The sequence below is a fragment of the Acinetobacter sp. ANC 5414 genome (assembly GCF_013004295.1).
GTDB lineage: Bacteria > Pseudomonadota > Gammaproteobacteria > Pseudomonadales > Moraxellaceae > Acinetobacter.
On sequence record NZ_JABERM010000034.1, the window covers coordinates 1 to 12,559 of the forward strand.

The following is a 12,559-nucleotide window of genomic DNA, read 5'->3' on the forward strand; positions in this document are numbered from 1 at the left end:
AACTTGCTTTACTGCTTCAATTTTGAACTCTTCAGGGTATCGTTTACTGCTCATAAGCACCTCGTTAATTAGCTATTTTATCTAACTAAAAGGTGTCTACAAAATCGGTGGCTATTCAGACATTGTTATGAGTGTTTTTACTAAAGAAGAATTGGAATCGTTGTTGGTAAAAACCACACAAGAGAATGAAGACTTAAGGGAAGAAAACCAAAAGCTATTACTAGATGCTACGGAGAGAGTAAAGAAAGCCAATGATATGGCTGAAGACTATCACCGAATGTTTGATGAGTTATTTAACGTTATTAAAACTCAATACGATGCAGAGTTTAAAGTTGAAGATATTCCGAAGCATTTAAGTTGATTTATTTGCTAATGAAAGCTCGACCATTTGTCGGTTTTTTTTTATTGGAATATATTGCTAATTACCCTGAAAAATTACCTAGTAAAATAGTAGGTATTCTCCAGTAAGCTAATTCTTGGTTTCAGTCTGCGTCTTCCCCAAGACGCAGGCTTTTTTTTACTTAAAGTTAAGGAGAAATTTATGCTCCGATTCTTATTATGTTTAGTTGGGTTTCATGGTGTGGGCTTTTTCATCTTTATGGTAAATTAATTGCATAATTAAAAGCTATGGTGGTGGTTGTGAAAGAAGCATTAAAAGAATATCGCATCGAAAGAGCTAACCTTGAAGATGAAATAAAAGAGTTTCTTACTCAAAAATTCGCTGAATTTAAAGAAAAGACTGGTGCTGAAGTTATTCATTTGGACGTAAATATTGAATTACTTGATGATCATGAAGCTGATGCTTTTATTGAAAGTGTATTTGTTAGTACAGATTTATAGTTAATAGCCAAATAGTAGAAGCTCATCGGAAGGTGGGCTTTTTGACATTGTTTGTTCATATGAATAAAGGATAATGACTTTTTTATTTTTGAGCTTTAATTGAAATGGCAATTCTAACTGTCAAGAAATTAGATGATACTCTTAGTGAATTAGCAGTTAACGGCAAAAAACCTGAAAAGATTTTGTTAGGTTATAAAGCATATGGCGAGCTAATGAATGATCGCGGATTTTTTGAAGAAGTAGCAGGCTCAGCAATGGATCCAAACAAACGAAAATATAAGAATATTAAAATTAAGGTTACTCAAGACGAACACCAGCTTGAAGTAAAGTGCTCAAAAGAATAGATTTATATAGCAACAAAAGCCCGGTCAAATGATCGGGCTTTTGTTGCCTATTGAACAGTAACCATGTTATTAAGGGTGTATTGTTTTTAAACAATAGCTCTAATTCAGCGCAAATGGTTAGAAGGAAGCTCACTTAGTAATAGGTGGGCTTTTTTAATGCTTGCAGAAAGCCAATTTGCAGAACATGCCTTCGAGTAAACTCCTCTTATGGGGCTTAACTAGGGATTGGCACCCCGACCAAAGAGAATTGAAAGCAAGTAAAGCAGTCCGTGCATGTTAGGTTTGTGTGATTGTGAGTAGCGTCTAGCCCCGCGAAGAGGGCTTTTTAATATTTAATAAATCATTAATTAAGTTGTTGTTAATAATGTGACTTATTTCACATTATTTTAACTTTTGGTGTATTTCGCCAATGAGTATTATTTGGTTAATGCAGAGAATACGCGATAGAAACTATCTGTAGTTAGTTTCTAAATGACCTTCCAAGGTCCTTAGTTTATAGGCCCACATCACCTTTCCTGTAGTGGGCTTTTTTTTGCCAGGAGAAAAGTATGCCCAGTTTCAAAAGTCTGCTAATTAGATAAAGACTGTTTAAGCAAACGCGTTTAGATCCCACGAAAGAGGATACAACCCATGCAGTTCATCGAGCATGAATAGGATATGCAGGAAAGTGAAATCAGAATTGGGAATGATGCACCGCCTTTAAATGACAACGAAACCGAAAATTGATTAGTACTGTGCCTATTCAGTGGCAATCAAAGTAGAGAGTAGCTATGGACCACAGCATAGGACTTCTGTGGTGATCAATTCAAAATCAGATCAGTTGTGAATTAAACGTGATATTTATCAAAAAATTACGAAATAAAATGATTGATTGAATAGCAAATGTCGAGTAATTTTTCCATTAGGTTAGATGAGGTTATAGATCATCTAACTGAGCGAATCGATTGACACTCGGAAAGACGAGAATTACCACAAATGCTTACAGAAATGTGAGCATTTTTAATGCCCCGAGAAATGCCTGTGTAAGCAATATCGGGGCTCCTAAATTCTAATTATGGCGAATTTGCCATGATTAAAACCCTGAACGAATTATTAATACTTGATACATAATTGCTTAAGCTATTGTTAATAAATTGATTTATTTATTAATATTTTAACTTTTGGTTTATTTTAGTTAAAGTTCACTTGAAAAGTGTGTATAGTTATCAATAGAAACTAGCTGTAGTTTCCTGACCTTTAGAGGTCCTTAGTTTATAAGCCCACACCAAACTACTACTGGAGTGGGCTTTTTTTTGTCAGGAGAAAAGTATGTTCCACTTCTTAATGTGTTTATTTGGTCTACATGGTGCGACTGAAATTGAATACACGGTTGATGATGAAGAAATCAAGGAGTGTCGGGATTGCTTGAAAGAAATTAAGTAATAATCAATCAAAAAACATACAATCAATTAGAATAATAGTCATGTTTTTTTTGTTTTCATAATGTTGAAATAATTTGATTATATATTTAATTAAAACAAAGCATAAATGCAAAAAAAATCTAAAGTTTTAGCGTAAATTAGGCCTGTTTAATTTGGGAGAGTTAAACGGGTTTTTTATTGAAATATATTACTATTTTCCTTTTGTCGATCGTATTACGACACTCAAACCCTGTCATTAATTTGTCGGGGTTTTTCTTTTCTTATTGGTGGCACTTATGTGGCAATTTTTACTTGGGTTTATTGTCGCTTGGGTTACTTGTAGTTGGTATACGCATATTTATGTAGCAAATGAATGTGACCGTCTTGGTGGTTTCTTTGTGGGTAAGAAGACCTATAAGTGTGTTGTGATTGAGGAATTAGAAGATGGATAAAATAGAAGCAAAACGGAATATCGAAAAATACGAAACTGAAATTACCAAATGGCAGGCACTATCATGCGGCTTAATGTCACGTGATGAAATGATACTCGTTGATAAGAAGATCCATCAATTAAAAGAATGGACGAAGAATTTAAGAAATATGCTTCATGCGTAATGCTAGATGATTTGAAGTTATATTATTAATGTGGGTAGGTATTATAATTATTGGTATATCATGCACTTGGTTTTAATAATTAAGGGTTTGGTAGTATGGGTGTTTGGATTGCCAATAAAGATGAGTATGGCCAGTATCTGTTTAATGAAAGGGTTTGGCCGGACTGGTACAAACCTGAGAATATTGAGGTTGCTACTGTAGAGCATTATCGCAATATAATTAAAGATTCAAATATTACTTATTACTTGTATTCATGCGAAAGGTTGGATCCTAAAGCCTTAGAGGAAATGAAAAGTGATTGGTTAAGTTTTTGTGTACCATCATAGTAAGATAATTTATTAAAACCTCCTCCGGGAGGTTTTTTAATGGGCGGAATTTATGGAATTGGATGCATATAAAACTCTTACCAATAAAAAGCCCATTAAGACAAAACCTCGTAATAAACCACTACCTAAAGCCAGTGAAAAATACTTAGAAGCATTTGAGCGATTAAAAGAAATCCTTGATCGAATGGAAATGAAGTACGAAGAATATTTTCACTTTAAAAGCACCAAACATTGGCGCTTTGACCTGCACCTTATTGAATACCGAATGCTGATTGAAATCGCTGGTGGACCATGGTCAGGTGGTCGTAAAGGTAAACTCAAAAACAAAGCCTGGAGTATGGATCGTTATAATCATGCTGAAGAAATGGGATATCGGTATATGCGCTTTGAAACCAGTGATATCAACATGGGTCGTGCTACTAAATGGCTTAGAAATTTAAAGGCATCTTATGGAACAACAATTCAGACCATTCCCGCCGACAGACCTGATTGACCAGGCTGAGGAAGAGGAAGCTATTCGCCTTGCGCCCGCCGTAGATCTAAAAGAGTGGGTTGTTAAAAACTGGCTAACCATTGGTGGTGAACTTCATAACCCAGATCACGATCATATTGCTGAGCTACTGCATGACAATGAAGAGTTCCTTGCATTCGCTTGGGCATCATCTGCCGCCGTAGCTAAAAAACGTATGGTGCTTGGTCAATGTGAAAAGGTTATGTTTAACCAGGGTGGATGGAAGAAAGCCAGACAAGAACAACAGATGCGAGATTGGTTTGGTTTTGTGCCTCAGTACTTAATCACAGTTGATGCGGCATTTTGTGAACAAACATCGGATCGTGAGTTCTGTCGTTTGATTGAACATGAGCTGTATCACATCGGTGTTGAACGTGATGCTGATGGCGAAATTATCTATAGCGATATGACCGGTCTGCCTAAGCACTATCTGGCTGGCCATGATGTTGAAGTGTTCTTTGGTGAAACAAAACGATGGGGTGCAGACGAATCTGTTAAGCGACTTTTGGAAATTGCCAAGAATGCGCCGTTTGTATCTGAAACGAATATTGCTGTGTGTTGTAGGAACTGTGTAATTGGATAGAGCTAAGTGGCTCTATTTTTTTGGCTATCTTGTACGACGTAGAACGACAAAGAGGTATTTATGGCAGCACTAAAGGAGCCTGTAAAAATGTTTATAGTTCAGTCTCTTGCTTGCTTTGATACCCCTCAATAAGTAGCAGACTCGGTAGAAGAAATATACAAGATCAAGATTGATCGTAAGCAATGCCATAGCTATGACCCTACAAAATATGCAGGGCGTAATCTAAGTAAGAAATTAAAAGATTTATTTGAGAAAACCCGCAAAGACTTTAGAGAAAATATTGAAGATATTGCGATTGCCAATAAGGCTTTTCGGCTTATGGAACTTCAAAAGATGTATGAGGATTCTGGGCGGAATAAACGTGCAAAGCAAAATCTTTTGAAGCAAGCGTTTCAAGAAACAGATGGACGCGTGACCAAACAGGAAATTACTGGTAAAGACGGTAAGCCGATAGAAACCATCAATCAGAATGTACCTACGGATAGCTACCTGAAAGCAAGGGAGCAGGTCTTAGATGAATACTGACCCAGCGCGTGAACTGGCGATACAGATTGAAGCTCAAGAGGATCTGTATTTCTTTTCACGTTTCATGTTTAAGGAACGCCGTAAGTACAAGTGGTTGCATAACTGGCACCATCGCGTGGTATGTGATGCACTGATGAGGGTGTATCGTGGTGAAACCAAACGACTCATTATCAACATTCCACCACGGTATTCTAAAACAGAATTAGCAGTGATTAATTTCATGGCCTGGTGCTTTGGTAAAGCGCCTGACAGTGAATTTATTCATGTCAGCTATTCAGCTACATTAGCAGCAAATAACGCTTTCCAGACACGAAACTTGGTACAGGAAGCATCGTATAAACGCGTATTTCCTGATTTCGCATTACGTGATGACAGTAAAGCTAAGGATGACTGGCGAACAGCTGAAGGTGGTGTCTGCTATTCACAAGGTACTGGCGGTACCATTACAGGTTTTGGTGCTGGTAAGTTTCGAGACAGCTTTGGTGGGGCAATTATTATCGATGATCCACACAAAGCTAGTGAAGCTCGTTCAGATACGATTCGTAAAGGTGTGATTGAATGGTTTCAAAACACGCTTGAATCTCGGACTAACTCACCAGATACACCGATCATTGTCATCATGCAGCGTTTGCATGAAGAAGATTTGGCAGGTTGGCTGCTTGATGGTGGTAATGGTGAGGAATGGGAGCACTTAGAGCTTTCAGCTATTCAGCCTGATGGATCGGCACTATGGCCAGCGAAACATAACATTGAAACGCTTGAACGAATGGAATTAGCAGCACCTTATGTGTTTGCTGGACAGTATAGACAGAGACCATCACCACCAGCCGGTGGTTTTTTTAAACCCGACAATATTGAAATCGTGGATGCATTACCTGCCGACATAATCCATCAAGTACGTGCATGGGATTTGGCATCTTCTGAGAATGAGGGTGATTTCACTGCTGGTGTAAGAGAAGCAAAAAGCCGAGATGGATATATTTATATCGTTGATGTACAGCATGCACAGCTAGGACCAGATGGTGTTGAGAAACGTATTACACAGACCGCAGAGCTGGATGGTAAATCAGTTACTATCCGATTACCTCATGGTATGAGCCACAACGTCCTTAACAATGGTGTGGAGTGGGGGTCAAATAAAATTTACGCCCATGTCTTTCATTACGGTGCTCACATCACACCTAAAAATGGCCAGTACATTACTTTTGCTGTTGCTGGTCAATTTAGAAAAGTAAAAGAGGTCAATATTCCCTCAAGAACTTTTCTTGGCATTGATGCTGAGGATGAAGCCTCAATTCTTAATATTGTCGGGAGTTTTATAGATGAGCACCTTCTTCGCGGTGCGTGATGAAATTGTAGAAAAACTGAAAGAGATTCCAGAATTTCTAGAGATTTATACACCACTAAATTCGGTCAGTGTGACGCAGATGTCGCAAGTTACACCATCGGCACATGTCAATTTTGTCCGTATAGATAAAAAGGCAAGTGCAGGTCGCGGAACTATCAACCAGATTGGTCAGCAATGGGCAGTCACGGTTGCTTGTCGTAATGCTCAATCACAAATGACAGATGGGCGAGCTGTAAGTGATGAGGCGGGGTTATTGACTGAAAAGGTTATTCAGTTGCTTTCCGGCTGGCAGCCTCAAGCATCACGCACTGCACTGGATTTTATATCGGTTCGGGATGGATACAGTCCGGGCTTTGCGTACATCACAATTATTTTTGAATCTCAAAAATTCATTTAGGAGCCAGTCATGGCGAAACAATACAAAGCATTACAGCCAGTAGGTCGCTTTCAAAAGGGCGATGTTGTTGGTGGGCTGGATGATGCTCAAATTAAAAAGTTACTGGCAGATGGCACAATTCAGGAAGCACCTGAAGTAAAAGCTGCTGCTCCAGCCAAGAAAACCACAGGGGACGAAAAGTAATGGCTAAGAATAACTATATTTCTCTACACGGTAAGTTCTACCTGGCAGAGATTGTAAACGGTATAGCTGGTGCAATGCGCCATATCGGAAACGTACCAGAGTTTGAATTGGAGATCGGTGCTGATGTGATTGAGCATCAGGAATCAATGTCTGGTAAACGAACCACTGACTTCACCATGATTACTACTACATCAGTGAACTTCTCCGGGCAGCTAGAGGAAGTTACTCCTGAGAACCTTGAATACATCTTGTCAGGTATGAATCATGCCGTGGCGACTAAATCTGAAACAGATGTGTCTTTAGGTACTGTAGTTGCTGGTCAGGAAATCAAACTGGAAGGCTATAACCTGAAAACAGTTACATTCAAGGATTCAACCAGTGGCACACCTAAGACATTGGATCTAGAAGATTACACACTAGATGCTAAACTCGGTACTGTGATTTTCCATGATGTGGCTGATCTAACCATGCCTATTTTGGCGAGTTATACAACTGGTGCAGTAACACATACAACATTCGCATCGGACTTTGAAAAAGAGTATCAGCTCTTTTTTAAAGGTATTAATACGGCAAATGGCGATAATGTTGCGGTAACGTTATGGCGAACTAAAAAATCACCTGAAACTAACTTTCCATTGATCCATGAAGAATTGGGTCAGTATTCAATTTCGGGTCAGGCTTTGTCAGATATGACCAAAGAATTAGATCCTACAATGGGTTTATATGGACATGTAGTGACTATTCCAGCAGCTGCGTAACCCACTACAGGCACAAAGAACCCCACAGGCGCATCAGCGTCTTTTTTTGTGCCTGTTTCGCCTGAATAACCTTTTTATTGATGAGAGTCTGGTGAGAAAACCATCTTAGGGTGGTAATCTAAAAAATATTTAAAAATAATAAGTTGTTTGCTTTTGTAACAACAGTTAGGTATCTTGTGAACCTGTAAATATGATAGTGAATAAATGCGAATATATAACTCTACAACAATTGCTCTGACATTTTTAATTTTTGGGATGATAATTATTTCCCACCTACAAAGAACCATTACAACTATTCCGATTTAATCTGACATATAAATCTGTATGAGTTATGACCACCTTAAGGTGGTTTTTTAATACTTGAAAAAAATACATTTTCAGCTATAAATAAATCTAATACTTTAAAGGATTGAGAGTTGTATTGTGAGTGAGTTTAAAGAAGATGATGTAGTTTTCCTAAAGTCAGGTGGTCCAGCTATGACTATTACAGAGCTAAGTGATGATCGGGCTTCTTTCTGTGAGTGGTTTGATAAACATCATGCTTTTCATAGTAAATCCTTTATAAATACAGCGTTAATAAAAGATGATCCAAACCCCAGCAAAAATCTGTAGCAGTATAAACAAAAGCACCTTGGGTGCTTTTTTTAATGCCTAAAATTTATACCCGAGATTCCATCATGAATGATTTTTTCTTAGCAACAAATCGAAGTATCAATCTTGATGATATCGAAGTACGCCAGATCCAAATGAAAGACTTTGATACTTGGGCGACGCATGCCGAAGTGATTAAGAACTTCATTAAAGATAAAGATCATTCAGATGATATTTTAAATGAGTTATTTTCGGCTCATGGTACTCAGGTTATTTCAATGATGGCATGCGCAACCGATTTGGATAATGAATCTCTATTCAAACTTGCTTTAAATGAACAGGCTTTTAAGCAATTGCTTAAGATGGCACTTCTGGTAAACCAAGCATATTTCAAATATGAAAAGCCAAAGCGTGGTATTAAGAAAAATACTCAAACAGAATCCACATGGTTTGATTCATTCTAGTACTTAATCAGTGTTGGTCATCGCCATGATGACATTATGAATATGACATACGGTGCATTTGACCAGTATTTAAAGTCAGCTCAAAAAGATCATAAAAATAAACTGCAGTATCTATCGAGCGTGATTCGGTCAGCACATCATGCAAATGCCAAAGAATTTAAAAAGTTCTTTGAGGAATTGAAGGAATAATACACAGATGACTTTTATTAACTGAATTGTTATTCTCTCTTAAAAGAGGGTATAACTTCATGAAAAAACTTGTTTTAGCGATTATTTTGGCAGTGTGTTCATCTGCTTATGCGGTGAGTGTTGATTCAGTTCGGGGTAGTACAGGGTTCGTGGAGCGCGGTAATTCATACGGCAAAATGATTGATGTTCTGGGCAATCCAGAATCTTCATATAGCCATGTTATTCACGATCGCAAGGGTTGGCCACATAAAGCAATTACCTATAGTTATTCGCTCAACAATGCACCATATGAGATAACGCTTGTTGATGGAGCTATTTATAGTATTAATTGGGAGTGATGATTGTGGGTGAACGCATAATTTTAATATTGTCTTGGTTTTTCGGAATTTTAATTATTTTTGCGGGGTTGAGAGCATTCTCAACTAGTTTTATTGGTGGCGTTCTAGCCATTTTGGCTGGAATTTTATTGTTACCGATTTTCCAAAATAAGATTGATGGCATTTTAAATAAAAAAATAATGAAACGTTGGTTTGTGTTTATTGCATTAATCCTTATGGTAATTAGCGGGAATCTTATTAGTAAAGCTGAAGAGCGCGCCTTAAAAGATGGAACAGCAAGTCAGGAGCTAAAAGATCGCGAAGTAAACCGTATTAAACTCGAAAATGAAAGATATGAATTGGAAGCTAAAAAAGCTGAAGAGCAAAGATTAAAAGATGCTGAAAGACAAGAAAGAGACAGACAAATTAGTATAGAAGTTGATTCAGAAATTGCTTTAAAGAAATTTCTAAAAGATCCTGATAGTGCTGAAATAAGAAACCGGAATGGTAACTGTGGTGAAGTAAATAGTAAGAACAGCTTTGGAGGTTACACTGGATTTAGGCGCTTTATTGCGAGTTCTACAGTTATAGCTGTTGACGGTGAAAACATGAATTCAGATGAGTTTCAAAAAGCTTGGAATCAGATTTGTAAATAAATAAAAGCACCTTCGGGTGCTCTTTTAATACCAGTTCCAACCACCGAAAGGTGGTTTTTTTATGCCTAAAATTTAGAGGTCAGCATGTCTGGAAAAAATTTAACATTCAAATTAATACTGGATGCTGATAACAAGGGGTTAGTAAGCACTGCAAAGAATTCTGAAACAGTGATGAAGGCTGTCTTTGACTCAATCAAAAGTGAGTCAGATAAGTTAAAAAAGGCAAGCTCAGAATCATCATCTGAAGTTGGTAATTTAGTCCCATCTGAAACAAAGCAGAAAGTTGCACAATTGGTTACTGAATTAACCAGCGCTTCAAAAGCACTTGAGGAAATGGGTGGTGATGCCGACTTAAGTGCAGATAACTTAAAGCAGCTGGGTGATTATGGGCAAAAAGCTTTAAGTGGTTTGCAAGAAGACTTGAAGCAAGCCAAGTTACATCTTAATTATTTGTCTGCAACCAATGCCACACCAGAAGATATTGGTAATGCAGTTAGAGAAGTAAAAGAACTTGAGACCGGTGTTCGGCAAGTAAAAACCGCATTTGAGGCATATAAAGGCTCAGCTGATGGCGCATCAGCTTCTACCGCAGAAGTTTCGAAAGAGCTTGACAATATCATTCCTAAAGGTACAACTGAGCTAGCAGACAAGCTTACGCAGTCCCTTAATGCAGCTACTGGAATTATCAAAGATGCTGGGGATAATGCGAAATCTACAGCGAATAACTTTACTGATTTCGGTAATAAAACTCATAAAGCTTTGGATCAACTTAAAAGCGATCTTGCTTTAGCAAAACAAAATCTCGAATCATTTTCTAAAACTAATGTTGCGCCTGCTGATATTGAAAAAGCCAAGCTTCAGGTTGATCAACTCGAAAAAGAAGTACAACAAGCTGACCAGGCATTTAATAATTTTCATGCTGAAGTAGGTAAAGCCAATACAAAGCTCAATGAGACTGATAGTGCAGCACAGACAGCGCAAAAAGGGCTTAATGGTGCGAAGTTCGCCGTGACCGCACTCGTTGGCGCTATGGCCGCCTTAGGTGTTGGCTTGGGTATTCGTGAACTTGCTGAAGCAGCGGATACGTATACCAACCTTTCTGCACGTATCAATATTGCAACTAAAGATGGTGGTAACTTTACATCGGCAATCGCTGGTGTGCATCAGGTGGCACTGGCAACTAATTCCAGTCTTGATGCTACAGGTGATCTATTCACAAGACTGAATGCTGTTGGTAAAGACATGGGGATGACCCAGCAGCAAGCACTAGATCTCACCAAAACAGTTACACAGGCCATTCAAATTGGAGGTGGTTCGGCACAAGCAAGTGAAGCAGCAGTACAGCAATTTATTCAAGCCATGCAGGGTGGTGTTCTTCGTGGTGAAGAATTCAACTCTATTATGGAAAATGGCTATGGTGTTGCTGAAGCACTGGCACGTGGTTTAGGAGTAACCACTGGTGAACTCCGCAAGATGGCTGAAAATGGCGGGTTGGGTGCTGAACGAGTCGTTAAAGCTCTTCAAAGCCAAGCCAGTGAGGTTGAAGCTACATATAGCAAAATGCCTTTAACAATTGGCAATGCATTAACTAAAATCTCAACACAGTGGCAGATAATTATTGGTGAGATGGATCAGGCCAATGGATCAAGTGCAACTATTGCAAATGCTTTATCAATAATTGCTGATAATTTAGGGATTCTAAAATTATTCTTTGATGATGTAGCTGCGGGAGTTGGTTGGTTTCAAGATAAGTTGTCTGAGATTGATTCTTCTACAATTGAGGCATTGAGTAGTACTTTATCTGCGGTATATGGCACTGTTAAAAGTTTAATTTCCAATTTGGCGGGCATCGCGGAAACAGCATGGAGTGCCTTTACATCAACTCTGGATGCTATTGCACCTCTATTTAATGCAATTCTAAATGGTAAAGAAGAAGTAAGTGGCTTAACTACATTATTTAATGTTTTTAAAATCGCTCTAGGTGTAGTTTCAGACGCAGCTACAGGTCTAAATATTGCGCTTAAGTTACTTCTTGCTGGTATTCAATTTATTTCAGGTGGTATTTATTCACTTAGCGCATCAGTGCTTGATTTTCTCGGATTTGATGCGTTGGCTGCACAAGCTCAAAATGCATCTGATGCGTTATTTAGACAAGCTGAAAAAAATGCTTCAGAGGCAAATAGACTTGCGCTTGAAAGTAAAGGGGCTACAAAGGCAGCTATTGAGGATATACGCAAAACTGAGGATGAAAAAAATCAGGAACGTATAGTAAGTAGTCAACAAACCCTTGATCAATTAAAAGCTCAGGAAGAAAAACATAAGGCTGATTACAAGGCGATAAGTGATGAGCGCATTCAAGCTGAGCAACAGCTTTTTGAGGCGCGAAAAACTGGTAATCAAGCTGCAATTGATTTAGCTGTAAAGGGTCTTACTGACTTAGATGCCAAGGAAAAGGCTTATCAAGCGGAAAGTCAAAAAATTACTGAAGCTAAAATCCAAGCTGCACAAGAGT

16 protein-coding genes and 2 pseudogenes are annotated in these 12,559 nt (G+C 38.3%); all 18 read left to right on the forward strand.

Annotation, left to right across the window (positions count from 1 at the left end; translation table 11 throughout):
* The first annotated feature begins 127 nt into the window (after window positions 1-127).
* Complete coding sequence (locus HLH18_RS15460) at window positions 128-361, forward strand: hypothetical protein (protein WP_171547516.1); 234 nt, start codon at window positions 128-130, stop codon at window positions 359-361.
* A gap of 278 nt (window positions 362-639) precedes the next feature.
* On the forward strand, window positions 640-840 hold the full coding sequence (locus HLH18_RS15465; protein ID WP_131292112.1) for a hypothetical protein: 201 nt from the start codon (window positions 640-642) through the stop codon (window positions 838-840).
* Between the two features lie 104 nt (window positions 841-944).
* Window positions 945-1,184 (forward strand): hypothetical protein, encoded by a 240-nt coding sequence (locus HLH18_RS15470; RefSeq protein WP_131292545.1) that lies wholly within the window; start codon window positions 945-947, stop codon window positions 1,182-1,184.
* A 1,696-nt stretch (window positions 1,185-2,880) separates the two neighbouring features.
* Entirely contained in the window at window positions 2,881-3,036 is a 156-nt protein-coding gene (locus tag HLH18_RS15475) for a hypothetical protein (protein WP_171547517.1), read from the forward strand.
* On the forward strand, window positions 3,029-3,199 hold the full coding sequence (locus tag HLH18_RS15480) for a hypothetical protein (protein WP_171547518.1): 171 nt from the start codon (window positions 3,029-3,031) through the stop codon (window positions 3,197-3,199). Before HLH18_RS15475 ends, HLH18_RS15480 begins: the two co-directional genes overlap by 8 nt.
* Window positions 3,200-3,294: 95 nt before the next feature.
* Entirely contained in the window at window positions 3,295-3,525 is a 231-nt protein-coding gene (locus tag HLH18_RS15485) for a hypothetical protein (protein ID WP_171547519.1), read from the forward strand.
* A 52-nt stretch (window positions 3,526-3,577) separates the two neighbouring features.
* Window positions 3,578-4,018, forward strand: coding sequence for a hypothetical protein (locus tag HLH18_RS15490; RefSeq protein ID WP_171547520.1), 441 nt, complete (start codon window positions 3,578-3,580; stop codon window positions 4,016-4,018).
* On the forward strand, window positions 3,975-4,619 hold the full coding sequence (locus HLH18_RS15495; protein ID WP_171547521.1) for a putative metallopeptidase: 645 nt from the start codon (window positions 3,975-3,977) through the stop codon (window positions 4,617-4,619). Before HLH18_RS15490 ends, HLH18_RS15495 begins: the two co-directional genes overlap by 44 nt.
* Window positions 4,620-4,679: 60 nt before the next feature.
* A pseudogene (locus tag HLH18_RS15500) lies at window positions 4,680-5,144 on the forward strand (DUF2280 domain-containing protein).
* Entirely contained in the window at window positions 5,134-6,492 is a 1,359-nt protein-coding gene (locus tag HLH18_RS15505) for a phage virion morphogenesis family protein (protein ID WP_171547522.1), read from the forward strand. Before HLH18_RS15500 ends, HLH18_RS15505 begins: the two are co-directional and overlap by 11 nt.
* Window positions 6,467-6,889 (forward strand): phage tail terminator protein, encoded by a 423-nt coding sequence (locus HLH18_RS15510; RefSeq protein WP_171547523.1) that lies wholly within the window; start codon window positions 6,467-6,469, stop codon window positions 6,887-6,889. Before HLH18_RS15505 ends, HLH18_RS15510 begins: the two co-directional genes overlap by 26 nt.
* Window positions 6,890-6,898: 9 nt before the next feature.
* Window positions 6,899-7,072, forward strand: coding sequence for a hypothetical protein (locus HLH18_RS15515; protein ID WP_171547524.1), 174 nt, complete (start codon window positions 6,899-6,901; stop codon window positions 7,070-7,072).
* The gene (locus HLH18_RS15520) at window positions 7,072-7,830 is read left to right on the forward strand and encodes a phage tail tube protein (protein WP_171547525.1); all 759 of its coding nucleotides are present in this window, start codon (window positions 7,072-7,074) and stop codon (window positions 7,828-7,830) included. Before HLH18_RS15515 ends, HLH18_RS15520 begins: the two co-directional genes overlap by 1 nt.
* Before the next feature lie 423 nt (window positions 7,831-8,253).
* Window positions 8,254-8,442, forward strand: coding sequence for a YodC family protein (locus HLH18_RS15525; protein WP_171547526.1), 189 nt, complete (start codon window positions 8,254-8,256; stop codon window positions 8,440-8,442).
* 65 nt (window positions 8,443-8,507) lie between these two features.
* Window positions 8,508-9,074, forward strand: a pseudogene (locus HLH18_RS15530) (hypothetical protein).
* 59 nt (window positions 9,075-9,133) lie between these two features.
* Window positions 9,134-9,412 (forward strand): hypothetical protein, encoded by a 279-nt coding sequence (locus HLH18_RS15535; RefSeq protein ID WP_171547527.1) that lies wholly within the window; start codon window positions 9,134-9,136, stop codon window positions 9,410-9,412.
* 5 nt (window positions 9,413-9,417) lie between these two features.
* Complete coding sequence (locus HLH18_RS15880; protein ID WP_214647366.1) at window positions 9,418-10,047, forward strand: hypothetical protein; 630 nt, start codon at window positions 9,418-9,420, stop codon at window positions 10,045-10,047.
* An 84-nt stretch (window positions 10,048-10,131) separates the two neighbouring features.
* Window positions 10,132-12,559, forward strand: a 2,428-nt coding sequence (locus HLH18_RS15545; RefSeq protein ID WP_171547528.1) for a tape measure protein, incomplete at its 3' end; no start/stop codon positions are given.

Coding starts and splice junctions, on each gene's coding strand:
- HLH18_RS15480 (WP_171547518.1), top strand. CDS start 3,029: ATGGATAAAATAGAAGCAAAACGGAATATCGAAAAATACGAAACTGAA.
- HLH18_RS15510 (WP_171547523.1), top strand. CDS start 6,467: ATGAGCACCTTCTTCGCGGTGCGTGATGAAATTGTAGAAAAACTGAAA.
- HLH18_RS15460 (WP_171547516.1), top strand. CDS start 128: ATGAGTGTTTTTACTAAAGAAGAATTGGAATCGTTGTTGGTAAAAACC.
- HLH18_RS15520 (WP_171547525.1), top strand. CDS start 7,072: ATGGCTAAGAATAACTATATTTCTCTACACGGTAAGTTCTACCTGGCA.
- HLH18_RS15515 (WP_171547524.1), top strand. CDS start 6,899: ATGGCGAAACAATACAAAGCATTACAGCCAGTAGGTCGCTTTCAAAAG.
- HLH18_RS15495 (WP_171547521.1), top strand. CDS start 3,975: ATGGAACAACAATTCAGACCATTCCCGCCGACAGACCTGATTGACCAG.
- HLH18_RS15535 (WP_171547527.1), top strand. CDS start 9,134: ATGAAAAAACTTGTTTTAGCGATTATTTTGGCAGTGTGTTCATCTGCT.
- HLH18_RS15475 (WP_171547517.1), top strand. CDS start 2,881: ATGTGGCAATTTTTACTTGGGTTTATTGTCGCTTGGGTTACTTGTAGT.
- HLH18_RS15505 (WP_171547522.1), top strand. CDS start 5,134: ATGAATACTGACCCAGCGCGTGAACTGGCGATACAGATTGAAGCTCAA.
- HLH18_RS15470 (WP_131292545.1), top strand. CDS start 945: ATGGCAATTCTAACTGTCAAGAAATTAGATGATACTCTTAGTGAATTA.
- HLH18_RS15485 (WP_171547519.1), top strand. CDS start 3,295: ATGGGTGTTTGGATTGCCAATAAAGATGAGTATGGCCAGTATCTGTTT.
- HLH18_RS15490 (WP_171547520.1), top strand. CDS start 3,578: ATGGAATTGGATGCATATAAAACTCTTACCAATAAAAAGCCCATTAAG.